Source organism: Francisella adeliensis (genome assembly GCF_003290445.1).
Classification (GTDB): Bacteria; Pseudomonadota; Gammaproteobacteria; order Francisellales; family Francisellaceae; genus Francisella; species Francisella adeliensis.
Genome location: NZ_CP021781.1, coordinates 1,756,147 through 1,771,695, shown reverse-complemented (window position 1 = coordinate 1,771,695; position 15,549 = coordinate 1,756,147). Strand labels below are relative to the sequence as shown.

Genomic DNA, 15,549 nt, shown 5'->3' with positions numbered 1-15,549 from the left:
ACTCAAAAACAGAGTACTCTAATAACACTAAAATAATTATACAGAAAGTAGATATAATTATGTCAGAACTAGCTCCTTTAGGTGACTATATCGAAGATTCTGAAAATAGTAAAATGATAGGAGAACAGCAGCTTTATGAGTTTAGGGAGCAAGCATTAAGAGGTTTTAATAAGTTAGTATCTCTTCAAAATCATGTTGAAAAAGAAATAGTCTTGCGAAAGAAGCAACTAAAAATTTATTCGTCTTTAACTAAACAAAAACAAGAGTTTAATAATGGAATAGTAAAAGAAAGATATGATTTTCTTAAATTTAAGCTTAGCAACTTAGAAGAAGCTAGAGCTTACATTATTGATTCAAAGCAACTTATAGAAGGAGGCTTAAGTGAAGTCTCGCAAATACGCATAGAATCTCGTAATACGGATATATTAAAGAAAGATAAAATTCTTGTTTTTGCGACAGCTTGGCATAAAGGTGTTGACGAGATAAAGTATAGTGCAAATAAACATAAATTTACTCCATTTTTCCTGTCAGCGCTGCTTGCTATAGTGGTATATAATTTATGTGTTTATTTGTTTGCAATTAATATGCGTTTTATAAGTCGTTATTTAAGTATTTATAGTGATAGTAAATTAATAGATAAGATAAATATATTTTTGCGTATTTTTTGGTGTTCTCTGATACCATCTTTATTCATCATAGGTATATTTAAGTTTTTGCTTATAAAGTTTGATTGGATTGAAAGAAACTATGTTGTTTATATATATTTGATCATTCAGAATATGGTTTTCATTTTAATCAAGATACTTGGTATAAACTTAAGAAAGGTAACTTCATTTTGGTTGCAACTTTATATATTTATACTCTTATTATTATTATCTATACATGGTATGGATTTTTTCTCAGCTACAACTTCATTTGATCCTGTATACGGAGCTCAAGGAAATACTGTAATATCTTTTATATTAAGTATATTTTTGGTTTTTGTTGCAATGAAAGTGGTTCAAAAGATGCGTAAATCAGAATCAATAGTTAAAGATATAAGTGTCTACACTAACATCGTAAGGTTTGCAGTATTATTTGTAGCAATTTTATATTTAGGCTCATCTTTTGTTGGATCGGACAATCTAATAGCTGGTGTAATCATTAGTGTGCTTAGAGTGATGTTTGTCTTTGTGGTTTTTTACTCATTATATAGTGCTTTAACTATAGGGATTTATGTTTTTCTAGCAAAACTTCAGAAAACATCTAAGTATGGTGAACAAGTTATTCAAAAAATTAGTGACTCTAAAAATGAAAGTGTTTTTGAATACTGGCTAAGAACGATTATCAAAATAGTTTTTATAGTTCTTGGAGTTTTTTTGGTACTTATAGAGATAGGTGTACCTTATCATGAAATTACTGATAGTGTCTATAGAGCTTACTATTATGGTTTTAATATTGCTGGTGAAAAGCACTTTGCTATCTTAGATATCCTAAAATCACTCATCATACTAGTAGTGTGCTTAGTTATTTCAAGAATTATCCAGAACATATCTGACAAGCATATTTTGCCTTATATAAACATTGATAATGGTACGCATAAAGCTATACACACAGCAACAGGATATCTCGGTGTATTTATTTCTTTGGTAATATTTATATATTCATTTGGAATAAGTGGTACATCACTAGCATTTATAGTAAGTGGATTGTCAGTTGGTTTTGGTTTTGCTCTTCAAGATCTTATCAAGAATTTTTTTGCAGGACTTATGCTTTTGGTTGAAAGACCAGTAAAAGTAGGTGATTGGATAAATATAGATGATGAGATTGGCGAAGTTAAAAAAATCAGGCTTAGATCAACTCATGTAGAAACTTTTAATCATAAGACTCTAATTATTCCAAATAGCTTATTTATGAGCGATGTGATTTCAAATGAAACCTTTAATTCAATAGGTAGAATAGTTTTGAAGGTTAAGGTTGCATATAATAGTGATCCTAAAGCTGTGACACAGCTGCTTTATAAGGTTGCAAAAAATCAAGATGGAGTATTGAAAGGTATCGAACCATTCGTGATTTTTGAAGAGTATGGTGATTATAGCCTTAACTTCACGCTAAGAGCATTTTGTTATAGAGTTGAGCAATTAGCTATAGAAAGTGACTTAAGAGCTAAGGTTTTCGAATATTTAAAAGAAAATAATATAGAAATTCCTATAGAAGTATCGAAGGTAGTGCTTGAAAATAATGAAATAAAAAACTAGGGATTAAATGCAAGTACAAGTAAGGTAATTAAGTTTTACTAAAAATATAGGATATAAGGAGAAGCATGAAGAGAAGTTTATTTCTACTATTGATTCAGCTATTTTCTTCGATGTCATTTTTTCTTGCTACAATTGTAGTTGCTAGATATCTTGGTCCAGAAGATTTCGGTGATTTCTCAGCGGCATATAGTGTGGCAGTTGTCGCTTATATAGTATGTTTGCTTGGTGCTGATATGACTGCAATAAATGTTATAGCGACAGCAGTTAAAGCTAGAGAGAATGGTGTTATTAAAGCGTTTGTAATTTATGTATTTACTGTGGTAGCACTTTTAAGCATTATATATTATATGATAGCTTTCATTGGATATTTGGTTGCAAAAGATATTTTATATTTCAAAGATGATCATCCAGTTTTTGTTGCTGTATTATTTATACCATTTATGGCACTTACTTTTTTCTTTTATAGAGTTATTATCTCTTTTTCAATGCCAGTTTTTGCTAATATTCTTTTTAAAGTTTTGATACATTTTTCAATGTTACTTTTAGCATCCTTGATGTTTTATGATGAGTTTTTTAGAGATTCACATATAGCGATTGTTCTGTTTATGATTCCATGGATATTGTCTCTTTGTATTATGGCTTTATTTCTCTTTAAGAGAATGAAAATATTTGTTTGTAACCCCGAAAAGATTGATTATGTAGGGTGGCTTAGTTCTGGTCTTTCAGGACTACCTTATACTCTAGCTCTACTCACAATACCTTATTTGTCAATTATTGGAGCAGAAGTGTTTCTTAACAATGAAGAGAGTGTGGGTATTTTTGCTACAGTGATAGCTCTTTCACAACTAATAGCAACAAACTTTTCTGCATGTATACAGTCGGTTGATCTAGAGCCAATAGCTGAAGCACTTTACGATAAAAAATTTATAATAATCAGACGAATTTTTAATAGGAATACACTTAATATAACCTTGTTAAGTCTTATTCTTATAGAGATAACTTTACTTTATGGCGCTGATATACTATCAGTATATGGTAAGGAATATGTTGTTGATGAAGGTGTTTTGCTGATGTTTATTATCACTCAGTGCGTGATTTTGATGGGGTGTTTAGCAGCACCTACTCTTATCTATATGGGGAAAAATAAGTTTGTAGCATCTACCTCTTTACTACTTATTATCTTGCTTATAGCATTTATCAGTCTTTTGGGTTATATTTACCAGGAAATAGGAATTGCCTTTGCAGTATTATTGTCTGTAAGTTTTGTGTTTTTAGTACAAATATTGTACGCATATAAGCTCACACTTGATGGTTGTAAAGTTAATAAGACATATTTTTAAAAATAAATAGTAATTTTATTCGAGGTGCAAATGAAAAGAAGTCTATTGTTGTTTTTGATTCAGTTGTTAGCTTCGGTATCATTTTTTTTGGCAACAATCATAGTTGCTAGATACCTAGGTTCTGAAAAGTTTGGTGATTTCTCAGCAGCATATAGTGTTGCTAGTGTTGCATATATAATTTGTCTGCTAGGAGCAGATATTACAGCTATAAATGTGATTGCTATTGCCGTTAAAGCTAAAGAAAATGGTGTAGTAAAAGCCTTTTTTGTGTATGTGTTTAGTGTTGTTGGGTTATTAACAGTTTTTTACTACATCATAGCATTTATTGGCTATTGGGTTTCTAAGGATATTTTATTATTTAAAAATCCTCATCCAGTATTTGTTGCAGTGATATTTATACCTTTTATGGCGCTTTCCTTCTTTTTTTACCGAGTGCTTATTGGGTTTTCAAAACCAGTGTTAGCAAATGTCATCTATAAAATCATAATAAACTTTTCGATGCTATTTCTAGCAGCTTTAATGTTTTTTGATGAAAGTTTTAGGAACTCGTATGCTGCGGTAGTTTTATTTATGGTGCCATGGGTCATTGCATTTGTAGTTATGTTTTATTTGTTGTTTAAGAGAATGAGACTATTTTTTACAAAGACAGAGGAAATTGAGTATACAAAGTGGTTAAGTTCAGGATTGTCCGGGCTTCCTTATACATTAGCTTTATTTACAGTTCCTTATCTGGCGATTATAGGTGCTGAAGTTTTCTTAGCAAATGAAGGAAGTGTAGGAGTGTTTGCAACATCAGCATCATTTTCTCAGCTAATAGCAAATATCTTTTTAGCATGTATACAGTCTATAGCCTTAACACCTATAGCTATAGCTATAAATGATAATGATTTGTTTAGAATTAGGGATGTATTTAATAAGAACCTTGCGGCAATGAGTATCGCGAGTTTTATTATAGTGTTGCTTACAATTGTATTTGGAAGAGATGTATTATTCTTATATGGCAAAGATTATATAGTCGGTGAAAATATATTGCTTATATTTATGGTAATGCAATGTGTAATAATGTCGGGGTGTTTGGCTGCACCTACTCTTATATACATGAAGAAAAATAAGTTTGTAGTATCTAGTTCATTACTGCTTATGATACTGCTTGTGATTACAGTTAGTATCTTTGGTTATATTTATCAAGAGACGGGAATTGCATTGGCTGTACTTTTAAGCGTAACAATAGTGTTTGTGGCACAGTCTTGTTATGCGTATAAACTTACTTTTGAAAGCTCAGAATAGTGAATTATTTTCTGTTAAAATACTTTCAGTAATTTAAAAATATTTTATAGAATGTCAAAACATCAGTTTCTTAATAATCTAAATCCAGAGCAACGCAGAGCTGTTCTTTTAGAAGACCGTAACTCTCTTATACTAGCAGGTGCGGGTAGTGGTAAAACAAAAGTTCTTACTTCTCGTATAGCCTATCTTTGTAGAGAAGGTAGGGCTGACCTTGAGAATATCCTAGCTGTTACATTTACTAATAAAGCTGCAAAAGAAATCCAGGCTAGAGTAAGTAGTATGCTTGGAGTTTCAGCTTTTGGAATGTGGATAGGAACTTTTCATGGTATTGCACACAGGCTTTTACGTAAACATGCTCATGAGCTGGGACTAGATAAAAACTTTCGTATACTTGACCAGGACGAGCAAGCTCAACTTTTAAAACGAGTGATAAAAGAGCTAGAACTCGATGATAAAAAATATCCTCCAAAATTGTTACAAAACTTCATTAACAAGCAAAAAGATCAAGCTATAAGGAGTAATAAACTCTCAAGACAGTATGACTCTCATTATAATGGGATATATAAAGCTTATGAAGAAAAACTACAGGCTGAGCAGGCTTTAGATTTCGCTGATTTATTACTTTATTTATATGAGTTATTTAGCTTGAATAAGCAGTTAAGAGAATACTATCAGAGAATGTTTAAGTATATTTTGATAGATGAATTTCAAGATACAAATAGTGTCCAATATAAGTGGTTGAAACTGCTTTTGATTGATGATAACTACATCATGGCAGTAGGTGATGATGATCAATCTATATATGGCTGGCGTGGCGCTGTTGTCGATAATATTCATAGTTTCGTAAAAGATGTCGCAGATGTAGATATTGTAAAGCTAGAGCAAAACTATCGATCGACAAAAAATATTCTAAATGCTGCAAATTCAGTGATTAAAAACAATGATAATAGAATGTCAAAACAGCTTTGGTCGGCAGCTGAAGAGGGGCAGAAAGTTGATGTTTATACAGCTGTAAATGAACGCGATGAAGCCAAGTACATAATAGATAAAATCCGTGATTTACACGCAAATGGTACAGACTATAATGATATAGCGATTTTGTATCGTTCAAACTACCTTTCGCGTGTACTTGAGGAAAGTTGTATTTATGGAAGTATTCCTTATAGAATATACGGAGGCTTCAAGTTCTTTGATCGAGCAGAAGTAAAAGATGCTTTAGCTTATTTACGACTAGCAGTTTCAAAGGCAGACAATCTAGCTTTTGAGAGAATTATTAATACTCCAACAAGAGGTCTAGGGGCAAAGACTTTAGAAACTATTCGTAACTTTGCGCAGATAAACTCGCTGTCACTTTGGCAAGCGACTATAGAGGTTGTACAACGCGATCTTTTGACAAAACGCACGGCGGGATTGCTCCTTAAATTTATCGCTCTTATAGAAAACATATCTGCAAAAGTAGCAGATTTAAGCTTAGATAAACTTCTAGAGGTTGTAATAGAAGTTAGTGGACTTATTGCATCTTATGAAGAAAAAAATACTGAAAAAGACCGTCAAAAAATAGACAACTTAAAAGAGCTTATAAGTGCAGCTAAAGACTTTGAGCCACAAATTGAGTTACTTGATGACAATACTGATATTCTTCAGGAATTTTTATCATTTGCAGTACTTGAAGCTGGAGATCTGCAGGCTGACGATACTGTAGATAGCATACAGCTGATGACAGTCCACGCATCAAAAGGACTAGAGTTTAAATATGTGTTTATAGTTGCTGCAGAAGAGGGAGTATTCCCTCCTAGTGCAGTGATTAATTCAGAGCAATCTTTTGATGGAGAGCATTCTAACAAGCTTAAAGAAAAACTAGCAGAAGAACGCCGATTATTCTATGTGGCAATTACAAGAGCTATGAAGGCTTTGACTATAAGCCATGCTGAAGTTCGTAACATATTTGGGCGAAGTAGTTTTCAAGTGAAATCAAGATTTCTCGCAGAGATTGATGATGAGCATATAAGTAAAGCAAAAGCGACAAGACAAGCATCAGCTGCTAGACAAAAAACTAAGACAAATTTCGGCACATCGCCATTTGATTTTTTAAAATCAAACTCAAAAGATAATAAGTTTAAAAAAGGCGATAAAGTTTTTCATAAGATATTCGGCAAAGGAATATTTGTAAAAGCTCAAGCACAAGGCTCAAAAGAGTTTTTTACCGTAAATTTTGGTAGTGATGTTGGGCAGAAGATTTTATTGGCAGATATTGCTAATTTAGTTAGAGTTTCTTGACTTTAAAATAAACTTAATAAAATTTAAAAAAGAGAATTGATATAATGAATATGATTAAAAGTTTACTAATGATAGTAGTCTTAACTATAGGTCTTGCTACAGCGTTTGCTAATAAGCCTGAAGTTATTGTTCTAGGTACTGGAGGCACAATCTCAGCTGTTTCAGATAGTGGGTCAAATACTAGTAGTATTTATACTGCTGGCAAAGTATCGGTATTGGATTTGATAAAACCAATCACTTCAAAATTTACAGGTGTGAAATTTAAGGCAGAACAAGTTTTTAATAAGGATTCTGGAAATATTACTTATAAAGACATTAGAGATCTAGCATTAGTAGTTAAGAAGTATAATGATGATAAAAACATAAGAGCCATAGTTATTACTCACGGAACAGATACTATGCAAGAAACAGCCTATTTCTTGTTTCTTACTATACAGCCTAAAAAACCAATAGTTATTGTTGGTAGTATGAGAAGCTCAGATCAGCTTTCTTCTGATGGTGCAATGAACCTTTATGATGCAATTTCGGTGGGCTTAAGTGGTCATAAACATGTAATGGTTGTTATGAATGATAATATTTATTCGGCTAAATATGTACAGAAGATGAACACCACAAATGTAGATGCTTTTAAGCAAGGTAGATTAGGTACAGTTACTGATGGTAAAGTTGAGTTTTTTACATATCACCCAGAGAAGTACTATAAGATCCCTGGTGAATCTGTTCCTAAAGTGGTTATAGCTTCTACATGGGAAGGGATGCCTTCTGATTCATTAGATTATCTACTTGAAGATAAGGGTCTAAAAGGATTGGTAGTAGCTGGTTTAGGAGATGGTAATATACCTTCTGATGTGTGGAGTGTGATCTCTAAGCTAACTAAAAAAGGTGTAGTTGTAATAAGATCAAGTAGAGTTCCATCTGGAGAAAATACATATAACTATAATAATCTTGACGACAAGCTAGGCACTATCCCCTCATATTTTATGACTCCAGATAAGGCTAGAATAAAACTAGAGTTAGAGTTGAACAATCAAAATACTAGTTCATCTAAAGCTAAAAAATAAATAACTTTTACATATAGTTCCAAATTCAATATCTTACTAAATTGTATTAGTATTGGCATAAAGCATTTGAGTTTTATAAATCAATGGTTTAAATTGGAATGAACCAATATTTATTTATTCATAATTATGTTCAAAAAAACATTAATATTAACATCTATTGTTAGTTTGATTCTAATAGCAGGTTGTTCTAATGATTCAAATAGTAGCGATGATGCATACTCTGGACAGCTTACAAAAGACAACAATCAGTTAGTTGTAAATATAGGTACCGATATGCCTTCGATAGATCCGCAACAATCTTCGGATAATAGTTCAAGCAGAGTGATTGAAGATATCTTTGAAGGTTTAGTTGATTATAATCAAAAATCAGAGGTTATACCGACAGGAGCATCTAGCTGGGATATATCAGAAGATGGTAAGACTTATACATTTCATTTAAGAAAAAATGCTAAGTGGACAAATGGTGATCCAGTAACTGCAGAAGATTATGTGTATTCATATAGAAGGTCTGTAACTCCAGCTACTCTAACTCGTGCTTATGCTTCGTATTTTAATCCTATAGTTAATGCAGTAGCCATCCAAGCAGGTGAAAAGTCTCCAGATACATTAGGTGTAAAGGCTTTGGATAAGTATACTTTGCAAATTACACTTGCAGCACCTAATCCAACATTTTTAGATTCACTTACTATTTATGCTTTTTTTCCTGTTAATAAAAAAGCGATAGATAAATATGGGGATGCTTGGGCTGCTAAGCCTCGTACAATTATAAGTAATGGTGCTTATAAACTAACTAAATGGATTCATAATGGCTACGCTTTAGCAGAAAAGTCTCCTAACTATTGGGATGCTGGAAATGTAAGTATTGATTCTGTGAAATACCTGATGATAGCAGATGTTTCTAGTGACTTAGAGAACTACAAAGCGGGTGGAGAGAGTATCACTTATAGTCGTTTACCTGCAAATACAGCAGATTGGTACAAAGAGAATTTTACAAATAATCAATTTCAGCCAGCTCCAATGCTTTCTCAAGCTTATTTTGTATTTAATATGAGAGATCCTAAATTTCAAGATATAAGGGTGCGTAAAGCTTTAAGTATGGTTATAGATAGAGAAGGTATAGCGAACGGGGTTAAAAAGGGGTTAGTTGTACCATCTTACTTAGTTGTACCAGAAGCTGTAGCTGGTGATAGATATAAAGACTTAGCGAAAGATATTCCTGGTTACGATTGGATAAACCAACCAATACCTCAAAGAATAAGAGAGGCAAGAGAGCTTCTTAAAGAAGCAGGGTATTCAAAAAAACATCCACTAGAATTTACTGTTAACTTTAACACTTCTGATATTAATCGTTTGATGGCTCAAGTTTTACAAGGCTCATGGCAGCAAGACTTCGGTGATTTAGTTAAGATTGATATATTTAATGAAGACTGGAAAGTTTATCTAGATAGTCTAAAGAACGGTAATTTTGATGTTGGTAGAATGGCTTGGATTGCAGATTTTAATCAGCCAAATACTTATACTGAGATGTATACTTGTCATAGTGATAACAACAAAGGTGACTACTGTGATAAAGCAGCAGATAAAATATATAAAAAATCACTAGTTGCTAATTCAAAGGAAGAGTTTTATGAGTTGCAACGACAATTGATTATCAAGCAAACGGCAGGCTATCCAATAGTACCTTTATTCACTGAGCCAGCTATACAGCTTGTGCAACCTTATGTGAAAGGGTTTAAACCTAAAGGGAATGTAATGGGTAGATTTAGGGCTAAGCAACTTTCGATAACACAGTCTAAGGTATAATTATTATGATGAAATTTATTTTAAAAAGAATATTTGGAGCAATTCCAACAGTATTCTTTGTGATTACAATTACCTTTTTACTAGTACATTTAACTCCGGGAGACCCATTTTCTTCAGATCGAGCAATGAGCCAACAAGTACTAGATAAGCTACATCATCAGTATGGTATGGATTTACCATTATGGCAGCAGTATTTGAATTATCTTAAAAATCTAATATTTCATTTTGATTTTGGTCTGTCGTATAAAAATATCGGTGCATCTGTGAATGACCTTATTTTCCCAACAGATGGAGATAGTGGATTTTGGTTGTCTGTCGTTTGGTAGTATCGTTTTAGTTGTAACAACTATCTTTGGCTTAGCACTAGGGACTATTGCAGGACTTAAGCAGAATGGTATTGTAGATAGAGTTGTGAGTATCTTTTCTGTGACATTTATTGCAATACCTACAGTGATTACAGCTCCAGTTTTAGTGCTTATATTTGCAGTGGAATTTCATCTATTACCACCAGGTCAGTGGGGTATGGACTTTAGTCATTTAATCTTGCCAGTTGTAGCTTTGAGTTTACCATTTATTTGTATATTAGCTCAGATTCAACGAAATAGCATCATTGAGACACTTAACTCGCCATTTATTCGTACAGCTTATGCTAAAGGGTTATCCAAAAAAAGAATTGTGCTTGTACACGCGATCAAACCATCATTGATGCCATCTATTTCATTCTTAGGTCCAGCAGCAGCAGGTATTTTGACAGGTACTATTATTATTGAGAAAGTTTTTGCATTACCAGGTATGGGTACACAAATGGTAAATGCTGCGACAAACAGAGATTATGCTATCGTTTTAGCTTTGACTATTATTTACAGTATTTTAGTTGTGATTTTTAATTTGATTGTAGATGTTTTATATGGATTTATAGATCCTAAAGCGAGGATAAAATAATGGCAAATAATAAACAGAGTCTTTTTCAAGATGCTTTTATAAGATTTAAAAAGGATAGAGTTGCTACGATTTCACTATTTGTGATAGTTTTTATTTTGGTTGCATGTTTTGTTGTGCCGTGGTTGTATCCAGATAACTATTTTTCTCATATAGATTTGTATGGTACAACTCAAGCACCATCATTTCAGCATTTCTTTGGCACAGATACTATTGGCAGAGATGTTTTTGTAAGAGTACTTGTAGGTGGTCAGATTTCTTTTGAGGTAGCTATAGTAGCAACAGTTGTTTCAGTAGTAATTGGTACACTATGGGGAGCTTTTGCAGGATTTGTAGGAGGTAAGGTAGATAGCATTATGATGAGGATTGTAGATGCGTTATATGCTTTACCATTTTTGTTTTTTGCAATACTGTTAGTTACTCTATTTGGTAGAAATTTCATACTAGTATTTGTGGCAATCGGTGTAGTATCTTGGCTTGATGTAGCTAGGGTTGTACGTGGGCAAACTATAGCACTTAGGCATAAAGAATTTGTTGAAGCTGCTAAGGTTGCAGGTCTTACAAACCGTAAAATTGTGACTAAGCACATCATCAGAAACCTTATCGGTATTATCATCGTATATATAACTCTTACAATTCCTACAGTACTTATGCTATCAGCATTTTTGAGTTTCTTAGGTCTTGGGGTGCAGCCACCAATGACAGACTGGGGTGAAATGATAAGTGATGGTGCATCATATATAACTTTAGGCTACTGGTGGTTATTAGTATATCCAGCGGCATTTTTAACTGTAACCTTATTGGCTCTAAACTTTGTTGGTAATGCAATGAGAGAAGCACTAGATCCAAAGAGTAAGAGGTAGATGATAATGGAAGGTTTAGCACTTCAAATTAAAGATTTAAATGTCGGTTTCAAAACTGATGATGGCGTATTTTCCGCTGTTAGGGATATTAGTTTTGATCTTAAAAAAGGTCATACCCTAGGTATAGTTGGCGAGTCAGGATCTGGTAAAAGCCAAACGGTATTATCACTTATGAGTTTACTTGCTGGTAATGCTGTTGCATCTGGTGAGGCACTATTTCATGGTCAAAACCTTATCAATATGCCAGTTAAGAATTTGAACAAAATTCGTGGCGATAAGATTTCAATGATATTTCAAGACCCAATGACTTCTTTGAATCCATACATGAATATTCGCAAGCAGTTATTAGAGCCTTTGACAATTCATAAAGGAATGTCTCGAAAAGACGCTACTCAAAAGGTATTGCAGATGCTAGATGCAGTGCAAATACCTGATGCAAAGAATAGGCTCAACTTATATCCGCATGAGTTTTCCGGTGGTATGCGTCAAAGAGTTGTGATAGCTATGGCTTTACTGTGCAATCCTGAGATATTGATTGCTGATGAGCCTACTACGGCTCTTGATGTAACAGTACAGGGTCAGATTATACAATTATTGGCAGACTTACAGAAAGAATTTCACATGTCGATGCTGTTTATCACACATGATTTAGGTGTGGTAGCGGAGATTTGTCATGATGTGATGGTTATGTATTGTGGTAATGTTATGGAGCAAGGTACGGTAGATAATATATTTACAAAAGCGCAGCACCCCTACACAAAGGGTCTACTAAATACTATGCCAAGTATCACTAAGGAAGTGGAGGTTTTACAGACTATACCTGGGGAAACACCAAATATTCACAATATGCCAAAAGGTTGTCCTTTTGTTACAAGATGTGATTATGCAAAAGGTATATGTAGAGATGTTAATCCTGCTTTGATTTCGATGGGAGATCAGCGTACAGCTTGTCACCTTGTTAAGGAGTATAGATAGATGAATGTTTTAGAAGTCAAAAACCTAACTGTAGAGTTTCCAATAAAGAAAACTATCACAGGTAAAGTCATTCAAAAGGTTACAGCTGTAAATGATGTAAGCTTTGATGTGAAAGAGGGTGAGATTATCGGTATCGTAGGAGAGTCTGGTTGTGGTAAGTCATCACTGCTAAGAGCATTGATTGGGCTTAATGATATCACTAATGGAGAAGTTATCTGGAAAGGTGAGCATCCACTTCATAAGTATAAGTCACATAAGCAATGGCTAAGCGTCAGAAGAGATATTCAAATGATTTTCCAAGACCCATTTGCTTGTCTTAATCCGCGAATGGTTGTTAGAAATATCATTGCTGAACCATTGATTAATTTCAATAAAGATTTAAGTAAAAAAGAAGTAGATGAGAAAGTGCTTTCTATCATGAAAAAAGTTGGTTTAAGTGAGTCGCAAATGTATCGCTACCCTCATGAGTTTTCTGGTGGACAGTGCCAAAGAATAGGTATTGCAAGAGCTTTGATTTGTGAACCAAAACTGCTTGTTTGTGATGAGCCTGTGAGTGCATTAGATGTATCTATACAAGCTCAAGTTGTAAACCTTCTTAAAGAGTTGCAAAAAGATTTTAAGCTTACGATATTATTTGTAGCTCATGACTTGAGTATTGTGAAGCACATTTCTGATAGGTTGTTTGTGATGTATCTAGGTAGTCTTGTAGAAGTATCTCCTAAGGAGAATATCTATAAAAACCCAGTACACCCTTATACAAAGGTTCTTTTAGATGCTATCCCAATTGCAGATCCAAAGTTAGCAAAACAAAGAAGGTTTCAGTTAGAAAAAGCAGAACTACCATCACCACTAAATCCTCCTAAGGGTTGTGCATTTCACACAAGATGTAAGATAGCTACAGATATTTGTAAGAAAGAGCATCCAAGCCTAAGAGCTATTGAAGGAGATGTTTATACAGCTTGTCATAATGTATAAGAAAACACTATCATTCTTATGGCTTTGGCTATAGAGCTCATTTAATTAAATGCGAGAGAATAAGAGCAGTAAGTGAAGGCATTTATTATAGCTGTTAGTCCTTTTTAACACCCATAGAAGCAAGCCTTTTTTCAATAGATGGATGTGTTGAAAATAAATCAGACATATCACCACCACTAATACCAGCACTTAATGGATCAAAAATATATGAAGCTCTACGCAAGTTTTCATTTTTATTATGTTTGTAACTATGCTGAGCCTCTGCAGATTTACTATCGTTAGATATCTTTAGTAATGCATTTGCCATAGGGACATTAGTTCTCATTAGTTCAACAGCTCCAGCATCTGCCATATACTCACGTGTACGACTTAAAAATAACATCATAAATATAGTAAATATCTGCAACACATAACGTAATATCATTATTATGATAAAAAATGCAGCAGCATTATTATTTTTACTATCTCTACTGTTGTTATTTCCGGAGAATAGTGCTGAATAAAACAAGAAATCCATGATTATCAGCATCATATTAGATAAAACCATTGTAAATAGATTTAGCTTAATATCTTGATTGCGAATATGTGTTAGCTCATGAGCCATTACAGCTTGTAGCTCATCACGAGTCAAAGCATTAGCTAGCTTATTTGTGATAGCTACCATTGCAGATTTTTCAGAGTAGCCTGATGCGAAAGCATTCATATAATTTGCTTCGATGAGAAAAACTTTAGGCATATATCTCATACCAGCAGCTACCTTCATTTCTTCAACAACATTATATATTTTACGCGCAAGAGGATCTTGGTTATCTGGTGAAATTTCTTGGTACTCGGTACCTGAAAGCATTATCTTATCGTAAGATGAAAATGTAATAAGAACCCATATAACAGCTATGGCGAAAATTATCATAGTGGCAACTGGAGGGATCTGAAAAGTCGCTAGAGCAATAAACACCTTTGATATTGGTAGCTGTGTCCCATAAGTATGATAATAAGCATTAGCTAGTTCACTATAACGCCAAAAAGTATCAACAAAGATGCCTAACAAGAAAAAAACCACCAAAAATGTCGCAATTACGAAATAAGTTTTTCGGGTGTTTTTAGCAACAACCTCACGCCAATTAGCCGAACCAAATTGCAAATTTTCTTGCATTTGTTATAGCTCCACTCTTGATTCTTCAAGTTGCTGTATTTTCTCTTCTGAAAGATTCCAGTACACAAAGTTTTCATCTAATTTTTTGAAAATATTAACAACAATTCCTGCAAAAAAAGATTTCTTATGAGCATTGTATCTTTCGATAGAGTCATTAAAAGCTTGCTTTGCATATGCTAATTTATTTTCTGTAGAAGTGATCTCTTCTTGAAGCTGAATTACATTTTGATTAGCTTTAAGCTCAGGGTAGTTTTCAAACTGAACATTTATTCCTTTTGCAAACTGAGAAATTTTATTTTCTGCTGTAATTCTAGTTTTCTCATCGCCATCAGCTTGTGCTTGATTTGCTTGACTACGAAGTTCAACTACTTGCTTAAGCGTAGTTTGCTCATAATCCATGTATTTTTTTACCACATTGATAAGTGAATCAAAAACCTTAGATCTGCGATCTAGCTGCACATCGATTTGCTTTTGTGAATTTTTTGTTGTTTCAATTTCTGATATTAATTTATTGTATGTCATAACAATATATGCACCAATAATTACAACAATGATAAGTAAAATTATTCCGATAGACATTTTAGATCTCCTTTTTTGTTATCTACTATTAATATAAGGCTATTTTGATGAAATACAAGT

Annotated in this window: 13 protein-coding genes; 11 read left to right on the top strand and 2 right to left on the bottom strand. The window is 33.3% G+C overall.

The genetic code is table 11. The annotated features are described in order from the left end of the window. Positions 1-59 precede the first annotated feature (59 nt). The 11 genes from CDH04_RS08525 (at position 60) to CDH04_RS08480 (ending at position 13,757) form a co-directional block, all read left to right on the top strand. Positions 60-2,237, top strand: coding sequence for a mechanosensitive ion channel family protein (locus CDH04_RS08525; RefSeq protein WP_200164494.1), 2,178 nt, complete (start codon positions 60-62; stop codon positions 2,235-2,237). A 65-nt stretch (positions 2,238-2,302) separates the two neighbouring features. Further along, on the top strand, positions 2,303-3,577 hold the full coding sequence (locus CDH04_RS08520; protein WP_162699223.1) for an MATE family efflux transporter: 1,275 nt from the start codon (positions 2,303-2,305) through the stop codon (positions 3,575-3,577). 30 nt (positions 3,578-3,607) lie between these two features. Next, positions 3,608-4,864 carry an MATE family efflux transporter gene (locus CDH04_RS08515; protein ID WP_112870609.1) on the top strand — a complete coding sequence of 419 codons (1,257 nt, stop codon included), beginning with the start codon at positions 3,608-3,610 and terminating at the stop codon, positions 4,862-4,864. A 51-nt stretch (positions 4,865-4,915) separates the two neighbouring features. Further along, positions 4,916-7,141, top strand: a complete 2,226-nt coding sequence (locus CDH04_RS08510; RefSeq protein WP_112870608.1) for a UvrD-helicase domain-containing protein — start codon at positions 4,916-4,918, stop codon at positions 7,139-7,141. Positions 7,142-7,185: 44 nt separating this feature from the next. Beyond that, positions 7,186-8,202, top strand: a complete 1,017-nt coding sequence (locus CDH04_RS08505) for an asparaginase (RefSeq protein WP_112870607.1) — start codon at positions 7,186-7,188, stop codon at positions 8,200-8,202. A gap of 126 nt (positions 8,203-8,328) precedes the next feature. Further along, the gene (locus CDH04_RS08500; protein WP_112870606.1) at positions 8,329-10,005 is read left to right on the top strand and encodes a peptide ABC transporter substrate-binding protein; all 1,677 of its coding nucleotides are present in this window, start codon (positions 8,329-8,331) and stop codon (positions 10,003-10,005) included. A 5-nt stretch (positions 10,006-10,010) separates the two neighbouring features. Then, positions 10,011-10,331, top strand: a complete 321-nt coding sequence (locus CDH04_RS09865; RefSeq protein ID WP_234393469.1) for an ABC transporter permease family protein — start codon at positions 10,011-10,013, stop codon at positions 10,329-10,331. Beyond that, the gene (locus CDH04_RS08495) at positions 10,273-10,947 is read left to right on the top strand and encodes an ABC transporter permease (RefSeq protein WP_234393468.1); all 675 of its coding nucleotides are present in this window, start codon (positions 10,273-10,275) and stop codon (positions 10,945-10,947) included. The genes CDH04_RS09865 and CDH04_RS08495 overlap by 59 nt, the downstream gene beginning before the upstream one ends. After that, a complete protein-coding gene (locus CDH04_RS08490) occupies positions 10,947-11,807 on the top strand; it encodes an ABC transporter permease (RefSeq protein ID WP_112870605.1) in 861 nt (286 codons plus the stop codon). The genes CDH04_RS08495 and CDH04_RS08490 overlap by 1 nt, the downstream gene beginning before the upstream one ends. 6 nt (positions 11,808-11,813) lie before the next feature. Continuing rightward, a complete protein-coding gene (locus tag CDH04_RS08485; protein ID WP_112870937.1) occupies positions 11,814-12,782 on the top strand; it encodes an ABC transporter ATP-binding protein in 969 nt (322 codons plus the stop codon). Next, positions 12,783-13,757, top strand: a complete 975-nt coding sequence (locus tag CDH04_RS08480; RefSeq protein ID WP_112870604.1) for an ABC transporter ATP-binding protein — start codon at positions 12,783-12,785, stop codon at positions 13,755-13,757. Between the two features lie 94 nt (positions 13,758-13,851). Here CDH04_RS08480 and htpX read toward each other — a convergent pair whose 3' ends face one another. Together htpX and CDH04_RS08470 are read right to left on the bottom strand one after the other, a co-directional pair. Next, positions 13,852-14,910 carry a zinc metalloprotease HtpX gene (htpX, locus tag CDH04_RS08475; RefSeq protein ID WP_112870603.1) on the bottom strand — a complete coding sequence of 353 codons (1,059 nt, stop codon included), beginning with the start codon at positions 14,908-14,910 and terminating at the stop codon, positions 13,852-13,854. 3 nt (positions 14,911-14,913) lie between these two features. Next, on the bottom strand, positions 14,914-15,489 hold the full coding sequence (locus tag CDH04_RS08470) for a LemA family protein (RefSeq protein WP_112870602.1): 576 nt from the start codon (positions 15,487-15,489) through the stop codon (positions 14,914-14,916). Positions 15,490-15,549 lie beyond the last annotated feature (60 nt).

Coding starts and splice junctions, on each gene's coding strand:
- CDH04_RS08525 (WP_200164494.1), top strand. CDS start 60: ATGTCAGAACTAGCTCCTTTAGGTGACTATATCGAAGATTCTGAAAAT.
- CDH04_RS08520 (WP_162699223.1), top strand. CDS start 2,303: ATGAAGAGAAGTTTATTTCTACTATTGATTCAGCTATTTTCTTCGATG.
- CDH04_RS08515 (WP_112870609.1), top strand. CDS start 3,608: ATGAAAAGAAGTCTATTGTTGTTTTTGATTCAGTTGTTAGCTTCGGTA.
- CDH04_RS08510 (WP_112870608.1), top strand. CDS start 4,916: ATGTCAAAACATCAGTTTCTTAATAATCTAAATCCAGAGCAACGCAGA.
- CDH04_RS08505 (WP_112870607.1), top strand. CDS start 7,186: ATGAATATGATTAAAAGTTTACTAATGATAGTAGTCTTAACTATAGGT.
- CDH04_RS08500 (WP_112870606.1), top strand. CDS start 8,329: ATGTTCAAAAAAACATTAATATTAACATCTATTGTTAGTTTGATTCTA.
- CDH04_RS09865 (WP_234393469.1), top strand. CDS start 10,011: ATGATGAAATTTATTTTAAAAAGAATATTTGGAGCAATTCCAACAGTA.
- CDH04_RS08495 (WP_234393468.1), top strand. CDS start 10,273: ATGACCTTATTTTCCCAACAGATGGAGATAGTGGATTTTGGTTGTCTG.
- CDH04_RS08490 (WP_112870605.1), top strand. CDS start 10,947: ATGGCAAATAATAAACAGAGTCTTTTTCAAGATGCTTTTATAAGATTT.
- CDH04_RS08485 (WP_112870937.1), top strand. CDS start 11,814: ATGGAAGGTTTAGCACTTCAAATTAAAGATTTAAATGTCGGTTTCAAA.
- CDH04_RS08480 (WP_112870604.1), top strand. CDS start 12,783: ATGAATGTTTTAGAAGTCAAAAACCTAACTGTAGAGTTTCCAATAAAG.
- htpX (WP_112870603.1), bottom strand. CDS start 14,910: ATGCAAGAAAATTTGCAATTTGGTTCGGCTAATTGGCGTGAGGTTGTT.
- CDH04_RS08470 (WP_112870602.1), bottom strand. CDS start 15,489: ATGTCTATCGGAATAATTTTACTTATCATTGTTGTAATTATTGGTGCA.